The 20,239-nt window shown below is 47.1% G+C and carries 21 protein-coding genes; 8 read left to right on the top strand and 13 right to left on the bottom strand.

Going from position 1 to position 20,239, the window contains the following annotated elements; translation table 11 throughout:
- Positions 1 to 31: 31 nt before the first annotated feature.
- The 5 genes from Q0171_RS07705 to Q0171_RS07685 all read right to left on the bottom strand — a co-directional run bounded on the left by Q0171_RS07705 (position 32) and on the right by Q0171_RS07685 (position 3,188).
- Complete coding sequence (locus Q0171_RS07705; RefSeq protein WP_299328573.1) at positions 32 to 517, bottom strand: dihydroneopterin aldolase; 486 nt, start codon at positions 515 to 517, stop codon at positions 32 to 34.
- A gap of 12 nt (positions 518 to 529) precedes the next feature.
- Positions 530 to 1,186 carry a glycerol-3-phosphate 1-O-acyltransferase PlsY gene (gene plsY / locus Q0171_RS07700; protein WP_299328571.1) on the bottom strand — a complete coding sequence of 219 codons (657 nt, stop codon included), beginning with the start codon at positions 1,184 to 1,186 and terminating at the stop codon, positions 530 to 532.
- Between the two features lie 51 nt (positions 1,187 to 1,237).
- Positions 1,238 to 2,059: a hypothetical protein gene (locus Q0171_RS07695; protein ID WP_299328570.1), complete on the bottom strand. Its 822-nt coding sequence runs from the start codon at positions 2,057 to 2,059 to the stop codon at positions 1,238 to 1,240.
- Between the two features lie 38 nt (positions 2,060 to 2,097).
- Positions 2,098 to 2,904, bottom strand: coding sequence for a bifunctional hydroxymethylpyrimidine kinase/phosphomethylpyrimidine kinase (gene thiD, locus Q0171_RS07690; RefSeq protein WP_299328568.1), 807 nt, complete (start codon positions 2,902 to 2,904; stop codon positions 2,098 to 2,100).
- Between the two features lie 107 nt (positions 2,905 to 3,011).
- Positions 3,012 to 3,188, bottom strand: coding sequence for a hypothetical protein (locus tag Q0171_RS07685; protein WP_299328567.1), 177 nt, complete (start codon positions 3,186 to 3,188; stop codon positions 3,012 to 3,014).
- Between the two features lie 276 nt (positions 3,189 to 3,464).
- On the opposite strand from Q0171_RS07685, the gene Q0171_RS07680 reads away from it, so the two are divergent.
- Positions 3,465 to 4,469: an MraY family glycosyltransferase gene (locus Q0171_RS07680; protein WP_299328565.1), complete on the top strand. Its 1,005-nt coding sequence runs from the start codon at positions 3,465 to 3,467 to the stop codon at positions 4,467 to 4,469.
- Between the two features lie 110 nt (positions 4,470 to 4,579).
- A complete protein-coding gene (gene cmoA, locus Q0171_RS07675; RefSeq protein ID WP_299328563.1) occupies positions 4,580 to 5,293 on the top strand; it encodes a carboxy-S-adenosyl-L-methionine synthase CmoA in 714 nt (237 codons plus the stop codon).
- Positions 5,294 to 5,342: 49 nt separating this feature from the next.
- Here the strand turns inward: cmoA and ung are convergent, their stop codons facing one another.
- Both ung and Q0171_RS07665 read right to left on the bottom strand, forming a co-directional pair.
- Positions 5,343 to 6,065 (bottom strand): uracil-DNA glycosylase, encoded by a 723-nt coding sequence (ung, locus tag Q0171_RS07670; protein ID WP_299328561.1) that lies wholly within the window; start codon positions 6,063 to 6,065, stop codon positions 5,343 to 5,345.
- Between the two features lie 4 nt (positions 6,066 to 6,069).
- Positions 6,070 to 7,686 carry a phospholipase D family protein gene (locus Q0171_RS07665; protein ID WP_299328559.1) on the bottom strand — a complete coding sequence of 539 codons (1,617 nt, stop codon included), beginning with the start codon at positions 7,684 to 7,686 and terminating at the stop codon, positions 6,070 to 6,072.
- A gap of 213 nt (positions 7,687 to 7,899) precedes the next feature.
- Here Q0171_RS07665 and Q0171_RS07660 point away from each other — a divergent pair, with 213 nt between their 5' ends.
- A complete protein-coding gene (locus Q0171_RS07660) occupies positions 7,900 to 9,447 on the top strand; it encodes a flagellin A (RefSeq protein WP_299328558.1) in 1,548 nt (515 codons plus the stop codon).
- 203 nt (positions 9,448 to 9,650) lie between these two features.
- Here the strand turns inward: Q0171_RS07660 and Q0171_RS07655 are convergent, their stop codons facing one another.
- On the bottom strand, positions 9,651 to 11,750 hold the full coding sequence (locus Q0171_RS07655; RefSeq protein ID WP_299328557.1) for a TonB-dependent receptor plug domain-containing protein: 2,100 nt from the start codon (positions 11,748 to 11,750) through the stop codon (positions 9,651 to 9,653).
- Between the two features lie 121 nt (positions 11,751 to 11,871).
- Here Q0171_RS07655 and luxS point away from each other — a divergent pair, with 121 nt between their 5' ends.
- The 4 genes from luxS to Q0171_RS07635 all read left to right on the top strand — a co-directional run bounded on the left by luxS (position 11,872) and on the right by Q0171_RS07635 (position 16,306).
- Positions 11,872 to 12,360 carry an S-ribosylhomocysteine lyase gene (luxS, locus tag Q0171_RS07650; protein ID WP_299328554.1) on the top strand — a complete coding sequence of 163 codons (489 nt, stop codon included), beginning with the start codon at positions 11,872 to 11,874 and terminating at the stop codon, positions 12,358 to 12,360.
- A 23-nt stretch (positions 12,361 to 12,383) separates the two neighbouring features.
- Positions 12,384 to 14,072: a TolC family protein gene (locus tag Q0171_RS07645; protein ID WP_299328551.1), complete on the top strand. Its 1,689-nt coding sequence runs from the start codon at positions 12,384 to 12,386 to the stop codon at positions 14,070 to 14,072.
- Between the two features lie 12 nt (positions 14,073 to 14,084).
- Positions 14,085 to 14,972, top strand: coding sequence for an LPP20 family lipoprotein (locus tag Q0171_RS07640; RefSeq protein ID WP_299328548.1), 888 nt, complete (start codon positions 14,085 to 14,087; stop codon positions 14,970 to 14,972).
- Positions 14,973 to 15,055: 83 nt separating this feature from the next.
- On the top strand, positions 15,056 to 16,306 hold the full coding sequence (locus tag Q0171_RS07635; RefSeq protein ID WP_299328545.1) for a CapA family protein: 1,251 nt from the start codon (positions 15,056 to 15,058) through the stop codon (positions 16,304 to 16,306).
- A 77-nt stretch (positions 16,307 to 16,383) separates the two neighbouring features.
- On the opposite strand, the gene smpB is transcribed toward Q0171_RS07635, so the two are convergent.
- Genes smpB through Q0171_RS07610 form a run of 5 tightly spaced genes read right to left on the bottom strand, consistent with a single transcriptional unit; the run spans position 16,384 to position 19,649 of the window.
- Positions 16,384 to 16,845 (bottom strand): SsrA-binding protein SmpB, encoded by a 462-nt coding sequence (gene smpB, locus Q0171_RS07630; RefSeq protein WP_299328542.1) that lies wholly within the window; start codon positions 16,843 to 16,845, stop codon positions 16,384 to 16,386.
- The gene (locus Q0171_RS07625) at positions 16,842 to 17,867 is read right to left on the bottom strand and encodes a hypothetical protein (RefSeq protein WP_299328539.1); all 1,026 of its coding nucleotides are present in this window, start codon (positions 17,865 to 17,867) and stop codon (positions 16,842 to 16,844) included. Before Q0171_RS07625 ends, smpB begins: the two co-directional genes overlap by 4 nt.
- Before the next feature lie 14 nt (positions 17,868 to 17,881).
- Positions 17,882 to 18,130 carry a carbon storage regulator gene (locus tag Q0171_RS07620; protein ID WP_299328536.1) on the bottom strand — a complete coding sequence of 83 codons (249 nt, stop codon included), beginning with the start codon at positions 18,128 to 18,130 and terminating at the stop codon, positions 17,882 to 17,884.
- A complete protein-coding gene (truB, locus tag Q0171_RS07615; protein WP_299328533.1) occupies positions 18,114 to 19,055 on the bottom strand; it encodes a tRNA pseudouridine(55) synthase TruB in 942 nt (313 codons plus the stop codon). The genes Q0171_RS07620 and truB overlap by 17 nt, the downstream gene beginning before the upstream one ends.
- A 24-nt stretch (positions 19,056 to 19,079) precedes the next feature.
- Positions 19,080 to 19,649, bottom strand: coding sequence for a hypothetical protein (locus Q0171_RS07610; RefSeq protein ID WP_299328531.1), 570 nt, complete (start codon positions 19,647 to 19,649; stop codon positions 19,080 to 19,082).
- A 158-nt stretch (positions 19,650 to 19,807) separates the two neighbouring features.
- Between Q0171_RS07610 and Q0171_RS07605 the strand changes: the two genes are divergently transcribed.
- Positions 19,808 to 20,188 carry a biopolymer transporter ExbD gene (locus Q0171_RS07605; RefSeq protein WP_299328528.1) on the top strand — a complete coding sequence of 127 codons (381 nt, stop codon included), beginning with the start codon at positions 19,808 to 19,810 and terminating at the stop codon, positions 20,186 to 20,188.
- Positions 20,189 to 20,239 lie beyond the last annotated feature (51 nt).

Below are 20,239 nucleotides of genomic sequence, written 5' to 3'. Positions count from 1 at the left end.
AAACCCCCCCCCCCCCCCAGAATCTACACAATTAGAACGCCACGCTTTTTCGCACACCAACGCAGCATGGTGCCAGGATATCGGGTTTCTTAAGGGTTAGTGTGATGTGTGTGATTGTGGGGAAAGTGGCTTTGAGCATAGCAATAGTGCCATCAAGCGCGTCTTCTAGTAGCCCATATCCAGAATCCTGCAAATGTGCCACAAGTGTATCGCGCACAAGCGCGTAGTCGAGGAAGTGCTTGTGGCTCTCATGCTGCTTGCTTCTGTCATCGCGCATATTCTCGCATTCGAGTGTAGATCTTTGATTTATGTTTGCAGGATTTGTAGAGATTGCAGATAAAGCCTTGGGATTCTGCGGTGTGTGGTATGTAGCTTGGAGTGTGATTGCTAGGCGCTGGGGATTCTTGCGCTCGCTTGGTAGAATCCCTATGATCGCGTGTATGATGAGGTTTTCAAGCAAAATCTCATAAGATTCTTTGCTTTCAGGGTATTTATTGGATTCTACGCTGCTTTTCATGCTCTTGTGGGGTTATAGCACCTTGCTCTCTTCCCCGCTAAATAGTCGTTTGATATTTGGGATATGCGTATAGAGGATCAAAAGCCCGATGAGCACGACTGGCACATGGCTGTGGATTTGGGCTACGATATTGATAGAATCCGGGATTGGTAGAATGTAGGGTATGACAAATGTCAATGCAATCCCGCTTAGCACGCCAAGCAGTGAGGAAAGCGAAGAAACCTTAAACACCTTGCCCACAATCGCCCATACCACTAGCCCGAGAGCACCCTCAATTGGGATAAGCAGGAGAACCGATCCAATGGCAGTAGAGACACCTTTCCCGCCTTTGAAGCCCAAATATGGGCTATAACAATGCCCGATAATCGCTAGCAGTGCGATCATCCACTGCGCACCATAGGGCAGCCCCACAAGCTTGGCGAGCGCGATGATGATCAGTCCCTTAATCGCATCAAGCACGAGTGTAGCGATAGAAAAAAGCTTGGCGCGTTTTGGGTCGATTTCTTTTATCGCACGATAGACATTGGTCGCACCTGTGCTGCCAGAGCCGACATGTTGGATATTGATTCCATAAAACACTTTCGTAAAAACTGCACCAAATGGTATCCCGCCCACTAGAAATGCTAGTAGATAAAATACGACATTGATATAATCACTAAACAAACTCATGATACTCCTTAGTATTTGGATTGCGTATGCTTATTTATGGGATTGCAGAGGCTATTCACATTCCTGGCAGTAGCGCTCTTCAAGCTCCAGAATCCGTGCCCTATAATGCTCTTGCAAACAGGATTCATCGCCATCACATTTGGCAAGATTTTTAAGCCAGAGCTGTTGCTCGGCACGGATTTGTTTGTGGTCTTTGGACTCTAGCAGGAGCGCATACATATCATTTAACATAATGTCAAACAGCGGTATAGCCATGGAGCTTGAGCCACAAATCGTGCGCTCATTGTTTGTGCGCGCCTTTTTGCAATCAAACGACGGATACACGCGCACGCGCTGCCATATCCTGCTGGATTTGTCGCTAGATTCTGTATTGGACTTTGTGGATTTTGCCTGAGATTCTCTCTCGCCACTTAGCAGCTCTGCGATGTCTGGCGCATTGGTAGAATCTATCTTGCATGCACGAGCGCGCATGCGGATTGGGATTTGCAGTGCGGGATCATACATATCAAGTGCTTCTAGCTGGCAATTATGATCTGGCATTTCGGCTTTCGTATAGTCCAGGAGCCGAAGCGTAGTGTGAAATATCTTTCTACCATTTGTAGGCGACTTGCGAGAGTCTCGCTTGAGTGGGAGCTGGGAGAGCGTGAAAGTGCAGAGATTTTCTTTACAATCGTTTATGGAGATTTCATATTGCATAGATTCTGCGGGCTTGTCAACTTTTGGTGTGTTTGTGGTGCTGGCATGGGTGGGCACGCTAGCAGAATCCATGCTGACATATTGCCCCTGCCATGCCGCGCGGAACTCCACATCAGCACACAAAACCCCGGGGATACATAAACTACAAAACATAGTGGCTAGCCCAACGCGCAGCATATAATTCCTTAAGAGTCTTAAAATCTAGCGAGTATAGTTTAATCTGTATTATAAACATATAAATGATTTGTTGGACCATTGCCTTTGCCAAGATCTAGTGCATGCACTATCGCACCAGAGATATAGTGTTTTGCGCGCTCTATTGCCTCTGGGGCTTCTAGCCCTAGCGCGAGATTGCTAGCGATAGCACTGCTTAGTGTGCAGCCTGTGCCGTGAGTGTTTTTGGTGGCGATTTTTGGCGCATGGAAGATGTGGAATTCTCTGCCATCATAGAGCACATCATCTGCATTATCTAGCTTATGTCCGCCTTTTATGAGCACATGTTTGGCTCCTATGCCATGTAAGATTTGCGCTGCTTGTTTCATATCGGCTAGGCTTTCTACGCTAAAGCCACAAAGCTCGCTTGCCTCGGGGAGATTGGGTGTTAGCACATCGGCATGTGGGATCATGGTGCTAGCAAAAGATTTGCGGATAGATTCTGGCATAAGCGGGAAGCCATTTTTGGCAAACATGACGGGATCGATAACGATATTTCTGGGTTTGTAGCGCTCAAGGCTCTGGGCTACGCATTCGATGATCGCTTCACTGCCGAGCATGCCTATTTTCACCGCGCGTGGCGGGATATCCTCAAACACTGCGTCAAACTGCGCGAAAATACACTCGCTTGGCACATCATAGCTTGTGATGACGCGCTGGGTATTTTCGGCAACTACGCTTAGCACGATACTCATGCCATAGAGCCCATGGGCAGCAAATGTTTTTAGATCTGCTTGCACGCCAGCCCCACCGCTGCAATCGCTTCCTGCCACACTTAGCACAGGGATAGAGTTTTTATGTGTATTCATGATTGCCTTTCAAGCATTTTTGGCGCGCATTGTAGCAAATCCTTACAAAAGCGCAACACCAAATCCAAGGATATGCGAGCGGGATATGAGCTTGGGGTGAGCAAAATCTATTTGGCTAGTAGGCGATAGGCTAGCATATAGCTTACGATAAACACTGCGCAGGTTGCTATAAGCGCAATGGTATTGGCGTAGAAAAATGTCGCTAGAATGACAAATGGTGCATTGCTGCAGATGAGTAAAAGCGCGGTGAGCGGGTTATTACCAAGCTTACTAAATAGTAGCATGTGAAAATGTTTAGAATCAGGTTGCATAGGGGATTTACCTGCGAGCTTTTTTCTTAGTATTGAAAATAAGACTTTTCATAACTAAATTGCGCGTAAATTTGCACCAAATTTACTATGTGTTTAGATCAAAATATTAAGCCTTTGTCCAGCAAAATTTGGCTAGAATCCACGCTTTGCTATCGCAATTTTATTTGTTTATAACCCGCACCCTTGTCGCGCTGCGCGTGCCATACACATCGCACAAAGTAAGGGTAAATCCTAGAGTCAAGGCGCTGTATGTGGATTCTTGCATGTGCTATCGTGCTGTTTGTTTCTTTTGCAACATCATGGCTAGTTATTATCATGAGCAAAAAATACAAACTTTTTATCGATTCCTCACGCTCATCTAAACCCCAGAGATTCCACTATCGTCCTACTTCTCGTGCCGGCGGGCTTGGGATTGTGCTTGGTATATTTACAGGTTTTGTGCTGTTTGGGCTGGTATCTAGTGCATGGGCGTATTTTCTGGTAGCCTCGCTGGTGGTTTTTGCCAGTGGGTTTTTAGAAGATATGGGTGTTTTACTTAGCCCGCGGCTTCGACTTATTATCCAATGCTTTGGCGCACTGCTTGCGTGTATCATGATAGAACATGCGTGGCTTAGGGATTTGGGGCTTGGTTTTGAGTTTGGCTATGCTTTTGGTGTGGCATTTGGGGTATTTGCTATCGTTGGCGTGTGTAATGCCATGAATATTATTGATGGCTTCAATGGTCTAAGTGGCGGCGTGGCAGCATGTGTGTGTATCTCAATAATGGTTGTCGCAAAACAAGTGGATATGATACCGATATTTTGGGCGTGTGTGGTACTGCTTTGCGCAGTTGTCGGGTTTTTACTGCTGAATTTCCCGCAGGGTAAAATTTTCTTAGGTGATGGCGGGGCGTATTTGGTGGGCTTTTTTCTTGCTATCATGCTTGTGCTCCTGACTCAAAAGCCAAGCTCGATTGTGAGCCCTTGGTATGGGTTTTGCGTGATGATTTATCCAGTTTGGGAAGTCTTATTTTCAATACTACGGCGTAAAATCTTTACAAAAACCGATGCCATGCAGCCAGATTCTAAGCATTTTCATACATTGCTGTTTAAAAAGCTTGGCAACAACCCCCTAAGCTCATTTATCATCGTATGTGTGAATGCGCCATTTGTCATTCTAGCGACATTTTTCTACGCCAATACCATTGCGCTTATAGCAACCTGCGCGGTGTTTGTCATAAGTTATACAATCGCGTATTATCGTTTGGCGCGCTAGATTTCATTGGCTTGCTCCTAAAGCTCGATTCCCTGGCTTGATTCTCTTATGTGCGCTTGCTATAATCTGCCAAATTTTCCCTACCAGCAATCCCAAATATCGAGAATCCAATGAACCACACCAAGTCAAAAGACACTATATTTCAGCAGCCACAAAGCCAGAAATTCGCATTTGACGAGCATGTTGCCAATGTCTTTGATGATATGCTTGAGCGCTCAATCCCCTACTACCGAGATACGCAAAAGCTTTGTGTGGATTTTTTGGAGCGCTTCGCAAGCAGCGGGAGAATCTATGACCTAGGCTGCTCGACTGGGAATATGCTACTTGCTTTGCGTGAGCATGTGAGTGGCGAGCTTATCGGGCTTGATAGCTCGCCTGCCATGATAGAAAAAGCTCGCGCAAAAGCAAGCGCCTATGGTGCGGCGATCTCCTTTGCTTGCGCAGATATTATGGACTTCTCCTACGAATGCGCGCAGGGGGTCATCGCCAACTACACGCTGCAGTTTATCCGCCCGCCACTGCGCCTAAAACTTCTTGCTAGAATCTATGCTGCACTAGAATCTAAAGGGATTCTCCTGCTTAGTGAGAAAACAATCAGTCACAGCGCGTTGCTGGATTCTGCGCTCATCGCCCACTACCACCACTACAAAGCTATCAATGGCTATACCAAAGGCGAGATTGCTGCCAAGCGTGAGGCGTTGGAAAATGTGCTTGTGCCTTATAGTATGGAGGAAAATCTTGCCTTGCTGCGGGAAGCTGGGTTTGTCCATGTAGAAGTGCTTTTCAAATGGGCAAATTTTGCGACATTTATTGCGGTGAAATAGCGTAGCAATGTGGCTTTGTGCCACTTTTACGCATTGATACTACTTCGATTTATTTAGGTAGATTCCAGTCAAATGGCGTTTTGCCCATAGCGCGCAGTGCATTTTGGGCTTGGAGAAATACTCCGCTCCCTAGGAAGCCTTGCGCCAGTGGGCTTGGGTGAGGTGCTGTGATGATGACATGGCGAGTAGAATCAATGAGTGCGGATTTTTTGCGCGCGTAGTTGCCCCAGAGCATGAAAATGATTCCGCTAAATTCCCGCGAGAGTGTAGTGATAATCGCATCAGTAAATTGCTCCCAGCCAAAGCTCCTGTGCGAGGCAGCTTTGCTCTCCTCCACGCTTAAAATTGCATTGAGCATGAGTGCGCCACGCTGCGCCCAAGCGGTTAGATCGCCATGATGTGGCGGGCTAAAGCCAAGGCTAGATTCTAGCTCTTTGTAAATATTGCGCAGGCTTGGAGGGATAGGCACCCCATGGGGCACGCTGAAACTTAGCCCCATGGCTTGGGGGATTTTCATACCCTGGTAGCATACACTGCCATGGTAGGGGTCTTGTCCTAGGATTACGATTTTCACCGCACTTGGCGGAGTGAGATTGAGCGCATGGAATGTCAGCTCACTTGGCGGGAAAATCGTCGCAGTTTTAGCCGCCTGCACATAGCGTGCGATGATTTGTGTGAAGTAGGGCTTACTAAATTCCCCCTCAAGCATTCTCGCCCACTCTGGGTCTAGAGTTTTGGGGACGCATTTTGCTGTCGTGGTGGGGTGGATCATGGGGCTAAATCTGGCTCTCTGGGAAAATCCGCATAAAAAAGTTCAAGCTTCTAAGCCAGAATGTTGTATCGGGCATGGTAGAAGTGCAGTATCCCCCCACTTCATCGATCCATTTTGTGCCAGATTTTTTATACTCACCAGCATTTGTGTCTTCGTCTTTATTTTCATCATTTAGATTATTTTGTGCGCACCAGAGCGTTTTGTTGCCCTGGAGCTGAATGTGCCATGCACTTTGCATGTCAATATGAATGAGCTTGGTGCTTTCCTTGGCGAAATTTTCATTATCAAATATCGCGACTACTTCAGTATTGATAATGCTTGATCTAGGATCGAGATTGAAGCTCCCAATCCACGCGATTTTCTTATCAAATACCAGCGTTTTGCTATGCAAGCTAGCACCTGAAGTTAGCTTGCCTTTGACTTTGATTTTGCCAGCACCTTTGCGGTATTCATACACCTGCGCGCCCATTCTAGCAAGCTTATCGCGGTAGCGCTCCCAGCCTGCATATACAGGCAGTGAGTCCGTGCTGGAGAGGGAGTTTGTGAGGATATAGACGCTGATTCCTTTTTCTATACTTTCTTGAATCTGGGCGAGCCCGCGTTTGCCAGGGACAAGATAGGCAGAGGAGATATACATCGAGTCGGTCGTATGGGGGAGAATCTGCTTAAGTGCTTCATAGACTTTGCTTGTGGGGTTTTTGGCATCGATTTTAGTAGGATCATCTGCCACCAGCCGCGCATCACCCCAGTAGATTGTGTTTTCTCTATTCTCATATTGGCGTAGAAACTCTACAATCGCACTTTCATATCGCTCCCATTCGTTAGAGTCTGCCTCTAGCCCTGCGATGATTTCATTGTAGTCTTTCATAAATTTTTTCATTTTGCGCTTGGAGGGGAGAAACTCCACAGGGATAGCGCGGTGGTAGTCCCAGTATGCCCGGAAGCTCTCTCTAGCCTGGCTTGCCACATCGCCGATGAAAAACGCGTCTGTATCGGAGAAATTTACATCTTCTTTGTTGTTGAAATAGTTATCGGCGATATTACGACCGCCGATGATAAGCCCCACAGAATCCGCGATAAAAAGCTTATTGTGCATACGGCGATTGATACGATTGAAGTGAAAAATCATCTCGGGCAGGCGAAAGAGCTTAATCCTATTGCGATAGGGGTTAAAGATTTTGACCTCGATATTTGGGTGGTTATTAAGCGCGATGATATCGGAGTAATCGGAATCTAGCCCATTATCATCGACAAGCATTTTGACTTTCACACCGCGATTAGCCGCAAGCCAAATCTCGTGCATTAGCACACGAGAAGCAATGTCGTTTTTATAAATATAAGTCTGTATCTCTAGGGAGAATTTCGCTCTTCTCGCCAGCGCTGCGCGATGGAGAAAAGCAAATGATCCATCTGAAATAAGCATGGCTCCACTAGAATGTTGCGCTTGCGCTAGCTCCTTGGCATAGGGGAGGGCGATTGGAGAATCCAAGGGACTAAAGCTTGTAAATGGGATAGATTCTGGTGGGGATTTGAGGTAGCGCGTGGAGGGCACGACAGACGCACAGCCTGCAAGCACAAAAAACACGCCAAAGATGATGAGTGCGATATGCGTATCATTCATAGATTCTCATCCGTTTATAGTGGAATGTAGGCACACAATCACTTGCTGATTGCGCCTATGTGTCATGTCAATAAGAAGCGCAAATTATAGCAAATCGCGGGCAAATCACAAGAATTTGCAAAAATTGCTACAACTTTTCGTGCCTTTGACCGATTATATCTCTGTCAAAGGCAAGGAAGCCTTGAAGACATAAATTTCAAAAAGGAGTTTCACATGGCATTTCAAATTAACACCAACATCAACGCTCTTAACGCTCACGCGCAGAGTGTCGGCACGCAGCTAGGTCTCAAAAACTCGCTTGAAAAATTGAGTTCAGGTCTTCGTATCAACAAAGCGGCAGATGACGCTTCTGGTATGATTATCGCGGACTCTTTGCGCTCTCAAGCAAGTGCATTAGGACAAGCGATTGCCAACACCAATGACGGGATTGGGATTATCCAAGTTGCGGATAAGGCGATGGATGAAATGTTAAAAATTCTTGACACAGTCAAAGTCAAAGCTACTCAAGCTGCGCAAGATGGGCAAACAAGCACTTCAAGAAAAGCGATCCAAAACGACATTATCCGTTTGATCCAGGGTCTTGACTACATTGGTAATACCACTTCTTACAACGGACAGGCTTTGCTCTCTGGTCAATGGACGAACAAAGAGTTCCAAGTGGGTGCGTATTCTAACCAATCTATCAAAGCAAGCATTGGCTCTACCACTTCGGATAAAATCGGTCAAGTGCGCCTAGAAACAGGAGCGATGATCACTTCTTCTGGCGATGTTGCCTTGAAGTTTAAAGCAGTCGATGGTGTCAATGATGTCCAGCTAGAGTCTGTTAAGATCTCTCACTCTTCAGGCACAGGGCTAGGAAATCTTGCTGAAATCATCAACAAAAGCTCTGACAAAACCGGAATCCGCGCTAATGCGATCGTGCATTCTACTTCAAATGAAGAGATTAAAGCGGGGGATATGAAGCAAGTTGTTATCAATGGTTTCACTCTCGGGGATATCATCGGTATCAAGCAAGCTGACTCTGATGGACGATTGGTGCAAGCTATCAATGGTGCGACTGCTGAGACGGGTGTAGAAGCCTATACAGATAATGAAGGTAAGCTAAACCTACGCAGTATCGATGGACGCGGGATTGCTTTCACATCTGATAACACAGGTGTGCAAAATGTGGCGATTGAGAAAATCAACGACCAAGAAACTCAGGGGACAACCAAAGATGGTGTGCCAACTGGTGGATCTGTGAATTATGGGCGTTTGGCACTCTCTCGTCTTGATTCTCGTGATATCATCGTCTCTGGGACAAACATCAGCTCGACAGGCTACGACCCAAATAACAACCAAGAAGTCGCCGAGTGGGTTGCAAACTTGCGCGATGTTTTAGGTGTGTTTAATGAAGCCGTGCGCTCTGCTGCTGGTGCGAACGAAAACAACGCTGAAGCCTTGAATAACAGGATTCTAGGTGCTGGTGTTACGACACTTCGAGGTGCGATGATTGTTATGGATATTGCAGAGTCTGCTAGTAAAACGCTGGATAAAATCCGCGCTGACCTAGGTTCTGTGCAAGGGCAAATGCAAGCCACAGTTAATAACATCACAATCACTCAAGTGAATGTTAAAGCCGCTGAAAGCCAAATCCGCGAAGTGGATTTCGCAAGCGAATCTGCTGAATTTAACAAATTTAGCATTCTCGCACAAAGCGGAAGCTACGCGATGAGCCAAGCAAACGCTGCACAGCAAAATATCCTACGATTACTTTCCTAGCTATCCCTTATAGCCCTGAGCCCTAGGCTCTTGCGCTATAGGGGGGCTTCCCTTTTTGTGTTTGGTTGTGATTTTAGTTGGTTTGGTGGCTCACCAAATCATCTTTAATCCCATTCTTTTACTTCTTGGAAATATCTTGAGTTTGCCCCGCAGAATTGATACCTAGAATCTTTTGGTATGTCTTATTTACTCTTTGTGTGTGCTTAAAACGCTAGCGCGATTTTGGCAAAATAGCTTCGACCTGGCTCATAAATCCTGCTTACAGGCGCGAGATCCCCGATATTTACCCCAGCTTTAGAGAGATGATAGCTATAAAGTGTATTTGTGATGTTGTCTATTCCCGCAAGCAGACTTAGATTTTTGACCTTATATCCACCATAGAGATTTAGCGTGGCAAACCCAGCGCTTGCGCCAAAATCCTTGCCGATAACATTACCAAAGTTTGGGGCATAGCGGGTTTGAGCAGCATGGGCGAAAAGATCAAATCGCAAAAGGAATCCTCGCTGCTCTAGCCATATTGAAGCACTAGCTTGGAGTGGGGCGACTTGGGGGAGTGGAGCATTAGCATGTAAATCGCCACGGGTGGTAAGGTTTTGCCCATGTGTGTAGGCAAGAGAAGCAGAGATATAAAGCATAGAGAAAGCACGATAGCGCGCTTCAAGCTCTGCGCCCATGAGAAGTGCATTTGTATTGAGTGCGCTTGTAGTTGTGGCGCCATAGTGCAGCAGGATATACTCCCAAATATGCGCGCCATAGGCAGAGGCTTGCAGGTGGAGATTTTCACTATCATACATGATTGCGCTATCGAGCTGGAGATTTGTCTCTGGAGAGAGGTTCATGCCTCCTGCCTTGCTCCGCTCCCAGAAATCCGCACTCCTCTGCGCCACGCCAAGCCCCACAAACCACGAAAGATCCCCATCGCGCCCATAGCGCACAAATCCACTGCCTAGATGATCGCTTTTAGATTCTGGGATCGCGGATTGTGCTTTGGCGTGCTGCTGGGTGTGCGCATAGTCATAGCGCACGCCAAAAAACACATTATGCCCAGAATCTGGCAGTATATACGCGCCCTGCACAAACACTCCTGCGTAGTTGAATGCGAAGTTAGGCGTATAAGGCTGCTGCAAAATGGCATTAGCCAAATTGGCTGAAGCTTGATCTCCAGAGGTGCGTAGCCTATGGTCATCATGCGCGTAGTTTGCGCCGATATAGAGGGTTAGATTCTCGTTTGGGTAGAGGGTAAGCTCAGCGCGCGTGGCGAGATTTGTGCGCTTAGGGTTGTTTAGCTTGTATGTCGTGCTTGGCTGTCTATGGGAAAAGTTATCCATGATGTGATCGACTTGGTGCAAGGAAGCGCTTATATCAAGGAGCTTGAAAATGGAGCTTTGAAACTCATGCTGGGCTTTTAGGGTAAGTGAGAGTCTGTCAAATGTCCGCGCGTCCATGGCGCGATCTTGGTAAGAGGAGAATCCCCTGCCTATATCCATATCTAGCTCGATTCCAGTGTATTTGGTAGGAGTAAATGTCGCAATAAGACTGGCGGATTCTTTTTGAAATGCGGAATGCGTAGCGCGCCCAGCACCGGTGAAGCTCTCATCTCCTGTGCGGTAGTCGCCTTGCTCATAGTGGCTGGCTATGGCTTGCAGTGATCCATAGCGCCCGCCCGCCAATGCGCTGGCATAGAGATCTAGCCTATTAAAACTCCCTGCAAGCATGCTTGTATCTGCATGCAAGGTATTTGCGCTAAAGCGCCTAATATCGCGCTTAAATGCGATCCCACCAGAGATGAGCGAGCCAAATCGCACATCTTGCGGACCTTTGATAAGCACGATACGATGATAATTTTCTGGGAAAATATAAGTAGCGCTCGTGTCCATTCTGCCCCCACAAGCGCCCTGCATACTACTGCCATCAAGCAGGATTGGCACGCGCGAAGCACCTTGCGAGCGGAAAAGCACTTCTGCGCCCAAACCACCTTTGCGCATGGTGGAAAATCCTGGGAAATACTGCAGGGATTTGGCGATGTCGCCAGAATATAGTAGCGCGTCTTTTGCTTGCAGGGATTGCGTGCTTGAGGCTATTTCATGCGTGCCAATGGCATAAATTGGGGAAAGAGAGATAGGCACGAGTGCAGAATCTTTGGCACTAGATTCTGGCGCGGATTTTGTGCTGGATTCTAGTGTGTGAGTAGGTTTTGGTGTGAGGGTGGATTCTAGGGGAGAATCTAGTGGCTTAGATTCTGGGGATTTTGCTATAGCGCAGGCGACAAGAGCGCCAAGCATAGGGATAGTAAGAAGTCGCATGGCGCACCTTTAGCTGTTGCGTTTGGGTTTATGGGACTTATAAGCGCTTGATTTGGATATTGTAGCAAAATCCCTAAACTGCTATAATACCAAATCTCAATAACTCACTAAAGGACTTACCATGCCACTACTTGATAGCTTCAAGGTCGATCATACGATTATGCCAGCCCCGGCTGTGCGACTTGCCAAAACCATGCAAACTCCCAAAGGCGATGTGATTAGCGTATATGATTTGCGCTTTTGCGTGCCAAACGAAGATATCCTAAGCGAGAAGGGAATCCACACGCTTGAGCATCTCTTTGCTGGGTTTATGCGCGAGCATTTAAATGGTAAGAACGCCGAGATTATCGACATTTCGCCCATGGGGTGCAGGACGGGATTCTACATGAGTCTAATTGGCTCGCCGAGAGAAGATGATGTAAGAGAGGCTTGGGAGAGTAGCATGCGTGATATCCTACGCGTGGATACAATCCCTGAAGCGAACAAATACCAATGTGGCACCTATGCCATGCACTCGCTTAAAGAAGCGCAAGAAATTGCGATAAAAGTGCTTGATAAAGGCATAGGAATCATGGATACACAAAAGCTCTTATTGAAAGAATTTGCCTAGAATCTAGCCTATCATTTCGCACTATGCAAAGAGTCGCACGAGGGTTTTGCTTAAGGCGTTTGTGGAGCTTTGAGCAGAAGCTTTGGCGAGATCTTGGGGTGCTGGCTTTTAGTGGTTTTAGTTTTGGGTTTTTGATTATGGTGGTTGCTGGCTGCTCCAAGCCATACAGCGATGAGGAAATCTCCAAGCTTATTCCGCTGCCAAGTGCGTTTTCAAATGCGCTAGATTCTAGTGCAAAATCCGGTGCAAAGGGCTCTATGCTTGGGCATGATGCAGAATCTAACACCCCACAAGAGGAGCAGAGCTTCTCTCAAGCGCTTCTAAGCCTGCTAGATGATAGCAATCTCGCCACACTCCTAGATCTCGCCCTAAAGCGCAATGCCAATCTCCTCACCCTTACTTCTCAAATCGCCCAGGCGCGCGAGAGTCTAGGGCTAGCGAGCGCGAATATGCTCCCTAAGCTTTCACTTGGCATGGGCTACAACTATAGCTCGGGCAACTACAATCGCTATCAAATCAATATCAATCAAAACACCCTAAATGCCAATCTCTCACTATCGTGGGAGCTAGATCTCTTTGGTAAGCTCAATATGCTGCGCAAATCCAAGCGCTATGAATATCTCGCCACTCTCTCCAATCTCTCTGTCGCGCAAGTCAGCCTTATTAGCGAGGTGGCAAGTAATTATTTCGCTTATAGGCGGCTTGCTGGTGCGACAGGCTTGCAGCGCCAAATCATCACCAACGCACAGCAAATGCTTGCAATCTCGCAGGAGCGCTATGAGCTAGGGCTAGTAGATATCGCCATAATCGAGGGCTACAAAAACACACTAGCAAGCGCCACAAGCAGCTTAAACGCCCTAAGTCTCCAGCAAGAGCAGATGAAAAACGCCCTGCTAATCCTGCTAAACACGAGCAATACAGAAGAGATTCTCCCGCTATTAGATTCTGGCGGAAAATCTAGTGCAAACTCTGGGGTGGAGCTAGCAGAATCTAGCATAGATTCTCGCGCGCACAATAGAGCAGAAGCCAAGCTAGAATCTAGCGCAAAGTCTAGCACACCTCCTGCTACAATGCCCGCCATGCTCCCTAGCCCAGCTCTCCCAGATATTAGCACCCTCCCGCAAGCAATAATCCTCTCTCGCGATGATGTGCGCGCAAGTATTGCCCAGCTAAACGCCCAGCTCATGCTCAAAAACTCCAAAAAAGCAGCACTTTTTCCTACACTAAATCTCGGTGGCAGTCTTGGGCAGATTCTTTTTTCTACGCGTGGAGTGGGGGATTTGGTTTGGAATATCACAGGCTCGCTCCTAGCTCCTGTGCTAAATCGCGCCGCCATAACTAAAGACTACAAGATCCAAAAAGAAGCTCTAAAACAAGCCACATATGCGCTTGAAAATACGCTACGCGTGGCGGTAGGCGAGATAGAAAATGCGATAAAAGAGGTTAATACTACAAGCGATTCTCTACAGGGTAGGGTGGTGGCATTTGCGACTTCACAAGAGGCATGGACAGCAGCTAAAGAGCGCTACGCCTTGGGACTGCTTGATGAGGAGAGCTACCTAACAAGCTATAATAGCTTCCTAAGTGCGCGCTCCAATCTAGATGAAGCAAAGCTCGCTAGAATCTCATCGATTATCATGCTCTATAAAGCATTAGGCGGTAGGCTTTCATATAGTGCGCAAGGCATACGCGAAGCAGATAGCACAAATTAAAGGAGTTTGAATATGGAAAGATTGGCAAGAAGCATGGCAAAAGGAGTGGGCTTGGTGGTATGTATGGCGTTACTTATGGGGGGGCTTGGTGCGTGTGTGTCCAATCCACCAGGCTGGTTTCTTACCAAGGAGCCAAATAGCGCTAAGCTCTATGGGGTAGGTGCTGGAGAGAGTCTAGCAAATGCGAAGCAAGAAGCCATCAATGATCTTGCCCAAAGTGTGCAGGCTAAAATCAGTGCTCAAACCCAGCTCCAAAACACCCTCCACAACGATCGCTTCTCCTCCAGTCTCTCCCAAGATATTCATATAAGCAGCGCCAATCTCCCCCTCCAAAATCTCCAAATCACCAACAAATCCTACGCCAAAGGCACCTACTATGTGCAAGTGGGAATTTCGCGCGCAGATATCATTGCCGCAGTGCAAAAGCGCTTGCAGGATATTTTAGGTGCTAGTAAGCATATCGATGGCACATGTGTGGGGATTAGGGAGTTTGCCTTGCTAGAATCTAGTCTAAGGCAGGGGCGTGAAATCGTGCAGATTCTCCAGAGTTTAGATTCTGCTCCGCCTAGGGAATTTACCCGCCTAGAGTCTATCTACACTGCCAATACCCCTGCGCCAAAGCTTTTGGTGCAGCTTGATAATGTGCTAGAAAAAGAGCTATTTCTCGCAGAGATAGCGAAGTTTGCCCAGATTTCTACCCAGCCAAATCTCCCTGCCCTTGAGCTTCACATGCAGGCAAATAGCAATCACATCGCCCTGCATGCAGTGCTAAAAGACTGCCAAGGTCGCGTGATCGCGCAAAAAAGCTTCCAGGAGCGCCAAAGCACTAGAGCCTATGCGCTAAAGCGTAGTGCGATTGTGCTGTATAAATGGCTCGATGAAGTTGCCAGGGGAGAATAAATATGCAGGATTTAGCTTGCTTGTGGAAAAGATGTTTTGGTTTTGTGTTTGGCAGGCTTTGGATTCTGGGCGTATTATCTACAATGTTACCGCTGCTTTTTACCGCCTGCGCACACAAGCCCCAGAATCTAAACGACACGCAAGATCGCACCGATAATGCGATTGAGGCGCTGCTCCCCCAAGATCTCGCACTAGATTCTAGTAAGATTTTCCTCTCCACCTCCCAAGCCTGCAAGCCAAATCGCCCAGAGAGCGCGCTACTAAGCTTTGTGGGCGATAATGTGCTAGGCGATTATAAAGGCAGTGCGGGCGCTACATTTAATGCGAAGTTTAAGGAAGTGGGCGAGGATATGGGGTATTTCTCGCTGGGCGTGCGCGAAGTGCTTGAGAGTGATGATTTGAGTATTGGTAATATGGAGGGTGTGTTGAGCGACAAAGCGCTCAAAAATGCCTTTGATAAGCCGTTTTCATTTAAAGGAAGCTCGCGTTATACGCAGATTCTAACGACTGCTGGATTTGAAGCGATGAATGTGGCAAATAACCACTCGCGCGATTATGGCAAGCAAGGGTTTGAAGATACAATAGAACATTTGCGCACAAGTGGTTTGGCGGTGTTTGGCGAGGGACTAGTGCATATTTATGAGGTCAATGGGATAAAATTTGGGCTTGCAGGTCATCGGGGCTGGAATCTAGGGATAAAAGACCAGGTGAAGCGCGAGATTCAAGCACTGCGCGCACAGGGAGCTGATGTGGTGATTTTCACATTTCACTGGGGCGAGGAGCGCAAGCACTTCCCAAATGCCACGCAGCGCGCACTCGCGCATTTCACCATCGATGCTGGTGCGGATATGGTTATCGGTCATCACCCGCATGTCTTGCAGGGTGTGGAGGAATACAAAGGCAAAAAGATTATTTATAGTCTAGGGAATTTTATCTATGGTGGTGCGAAAAATCCCAGCGATAAAGATAGTATGATTTACCAAACGCGTTTCGTGCGCTTTTCTCCTAAGATAATGAGCGATGAGGTGGATCAAGAGCTTGCTAAAAAAGAGCAGCAAGAATTCATCGAAGACTTGCGCTTTGATACATGTGCGAGAGAGGCATATTTAGAGCGTGCGTTTATCAAAGGTGTGGAGCGCATAGATGTGCTGGGAGATTTTGTGCTAATCCACAGCGTTATCCCTGTGAGTATCAGCTCCACACAAAGCTATAATGACTACTCACCTAGAATCTACGAGCCAGACTCCAAGGGGTTTGAGCGCATTTTGCATCGCCTAGAATCCTACTCGAGCCATGGCGCCAGAGATCGAGCCAAAAAGAAATCAAAGAAGTAAATACTACGCGATAAAGATTTTAGGCAATCATGGAGATTTGCGGAATTTGTGTGGGATTTAATGTTTGGATTTGAGCTTTAGAGACGCTTGCCGAAGTCTTTCAAGCTTGCGCGTGCTTCTCTATCTAAAATCCGCTTTTTGATACTTTCGCGCTTGTCGTGTAGCTGCTTGCCACGCACGAGCGCGATTTGGAGTTTGACTTTGTTGTGCTTATTGAAATAAATCATAAGTGGCACGATACTTAGTCCATCTTGGGAGACTCTGCCTAGCCATTTATCCAGCTCTTTGCGGTGAAGCAGGAGTTTTCTGGCGCGCTTTTCATCAGGGCGGAAGTGGGGATTGGTGCTTTGTAAAAACGAAATATGCATACCAAAGACAAAGAGCTCACCTTTGACAAAGCGCGCAAAGCTGTCTTTGAGATTGCAGCGGCTAAGGCGCAAGGATTTGACCTCTGCACCTAGCAAGACAATCCCGCATTCAAGCTTTTCAAGGATTTCATAGTCAAAATGGGCTTTTTTGTTTTGTGCGATGAGCTTCATGGGTGCGCTCCTGGGCAAGACATCGCAGAGTCTATGTGTGCAGATTGTTGGGGGGAATTGCCACGAGATTGTGTAGAATCCATGATTGGGCGGAAAAAGCTGCTCCCGCTCCCAGAGAAATACCACCCAGCACCTAGCTGCTTTTGCACATCTGCTAGCTCTGGATATAGCACGCAAGCTGGGCGGTAGAGGGCATTTAGTGTGGCTAGATTCTGTGCTGATCCCACGCCAAAATCTACACCAGATTCTACCTCTAAAATAGCCGAGCTAGGCAGCGTGTCAAGCTCCTGTGTATCAAAGCATAGCTCGCCAGCATTGATCATCGCGCTATATTGGCGATACACGCGTGTGGTATCGCAGAAAATCTCTGGTGTATAAAGCTCGAAGCATGAGATGTCTTGGAGGGCTGGCTCACAAGGTGCGATATGCTCGCCAATCCCAGAAACCTCCGCGCATGCCAAATCTTGCAGGAAAAACGCCACATCTGCACCCAGTCCTTTAGCAAGCGCAATAGCAGGGGATAGTGCAGGCACAGAATCTGCTGTTTTAGATTCCATATCTTTAGAATCCACCTTGCCTCTCCCACTGCAATCTGCACAATCCCCAAAAAGTGCGCGATAGAGTTGTGCTCCCGCTCCTTTAAAACCCTCGCCATAGCGTTTGATAAGTGCGCGCAGCACCACGCCTGCATCTGCGCTTCCCCCGCCAAGCCCAGCCCCGCTTGGGATATGTTTGCACACTTCTATATGCACAGGCGGAAAGCGCACGCCATCTATCATACGCAGGGCGTGTAGCGCGCGATAGACACTGCTTTCTTCTATGGCACATGGGAAGTTGCCTTGCACGATATCGCTAGACTCTGCACCTTGTCCCTGTGCTGGTGTAATAGCAATCTCATCATAGAGCGCGCCCTCCACGCGCACAAATCGGGATCGTAGCAAATGATAGCGCTGCGAGTTGATTTGTTCTGTGCCGGTGATATGGAGATAGAGATTGATTTTGGGGTAGGCTTTGAGCAGCATTGATGGGCGTGAGGCTAGCGTTTGATATGTTTGCCTAGGTCGAGCAGGGCTTGGTTAGATGAGGCGTTTTGGTCGCTTGAGGCACTTAGGGCTTTTTTGTTTTCTGAAGCGATAGCTTCTTTAAGCTCGGCGCGTAGGATTAGGGTTTTGGGCGGGGCTTCAAATCCCAGCTTCACACTCCCGCGATCGATTGAGACGACTTTGATAAGCACATCTTCGCCAATCACAATGCTTTCATCTTGCTTTCTAGAGAGTATGAGCATACGGAATCCTATTGAGGAGATATGAAATTGTGCCATTTGGCTGGAGCCCTATTATAGAAAAAAAATCCTCAAATTGCACTATATGCAGAGAATTTTTGGATTGGGGATTTTTTTTATTATGGGTGTTTGGTAGGATTTTAAAATTGCCTTGTGCGGACTTGAGTGTGCTTGGCTTGCCATGATAGAAGCGATCCTTGAAGTAATCTCTAATACACTCATCAAGCACTAGATGTGGAAATGGCAGAATCTCTAAGGGATTAAGCGCGATGAGTGCGCCGGATTTTGCTTGTAAGCTTCCCTCGCTTATGCGCTTTAGTGTGCTTAGTGTGGCGCTCACTTCTAGCCCCAGCGCTTTGCTAAGGTTTTGGGCGATAATCTGCCCAAGTGAGCGGATATAAGAGCCCTTGCTTACATGCGCACGAAATGTGATAAATGGGGGGTTGTAGCATAGGAGTTTGATGTCATACACTTGCATATATGCCTGCTCTAGGGTAACTTTCTCACCTGCTCTAGCAAGCGTATATGCGCGCTTTCCGTCAATGCGTTTAGCACTAAAGGCTGGAGGCGTGTAGGCAATCTCCCCACGCAAGTTTTGCACTGCTTCTTGCGCCATCTCTTGTGCGTGCGCAGATCCTAGTGTTTTGGCAAAAGGCAGGGCAGAATCTATATGTATGATATTTTCAGTATCTAGGCTCGCAGATTCTGCACCAAGCCAGAGCGTAGCCTCATAGACTTTAGGCTCGGTGGGGATAAATGGCAAGAGCTTGGTATATGCTCCAGCTGCGATGAGTAAGCTTCCTTGTGCAAATGGATCGAGTGTGCCAGAAAATCCTGCTTTGGCAATGTTATGGCGCTTTTTGATGCGGTGCAAAAAGGCATTGCTAGAGATGAAGGCTGGCTTATAGGCAAGGAATAGTGCATTCATGTTTTGGATTTGGGGTAGCTTTATCTATATGCTCACATACACTGCTAGCGCACATACTGCTGCACCAAGCCCCAGAATCCCAAAGCTTACCAGCCTATCGCGTTTGCAAAATGAAGTAACAATGAGCCCAGAAAGGTAAAATAGCAAAAGTGAAAATCCAAACCCTATGGCAAAAATATCAAAGGCAGAGAGCTTGAAGCCCAGCAGGCTAAACTGCGTGCCATGGGATTTGTGCATAAGGAGCAGGACTCCATAAAGGCTTCGCTCTACTACACGAAATGTCGGCTTACCCTCGCTATTTTTACTGATACTTGCGCTATAAGCGAGATTGCCAATGGCTGGGTTGCCTTTGATAAAATGCACTTCCTGATTGGCTGGGATTTTGAGATGATGGGTATTTAAGAGCTCTAGGAGCGCTGCTTTTTCCTGTCCGCGCTCAGGCATTGAATCTAGCGGGATTTCATAGATATTGGCAAAGGAGTCTTGCTGGAATCCACAAATATACCCCACGCCTGTAATGGCATAAACAAGGGCAAATGGTAGGAAAAAAAGGCTTAAATATGTGTGGATTTTCATCCAGGATTTTTTACGCATGATAGACCTTGCAAATGATATGGAGGCGACATTATAGTATATCTGCGAATGATTGGGGTTCGTGCCAAGATGTATCACAGAGATATCCAAAGCCTATGGATAAAAGATTTGCTATACTAGCGCGCAATGTATAAACCAAGCTCGCCAAAGGGGCATAGATGAAAAAAATAGATTCTATGAATTTAGTGCCATTTATCGATATTATGCTGGTGCTGCTTGTTATCGTGCTGACTACCGCATCGTTTGTCAATACCTCCAGAATCCAAGTCAATATCCCAAAAGTCAGCGATGGCGCGAGCAAGGAAAATAGCCAGAAAAAGCCGCTTACTATCACTATTGATGAGCAGGGGCACTACTATATCGAAGATAAGCTTCACTCTATCGAAGAGCTAAAATCTGCACTTCAAGCTTATGATGAGAGCACTTCTGTCATCATCAACGGGGACTCACAGAGCAATCTCAACGCGTTTGTGCAAATGATGGACGCACTCCAAGCACAAGGGCTTAAAGACCTTTATATTGTAGTGGAAGATGAATAGCACAAGAGTAGCAAGACAAGGTTAAGGAGAATCTAGCATGCTAGATTCTGG

The organism is uncultured Helicobacter sp., assembly GCF_937906905.1.
Lineage (GTDB): Bacteria > Campylobacterota > Campylobacteria > Campylobacterales > Helicobacteraceae > Helicobacter_B.
The sequence above is the reverse complement of the archived record's forward strand: the minus strand, read 5'-3'. Positions and strand labels throughout refer to the sequence as shown.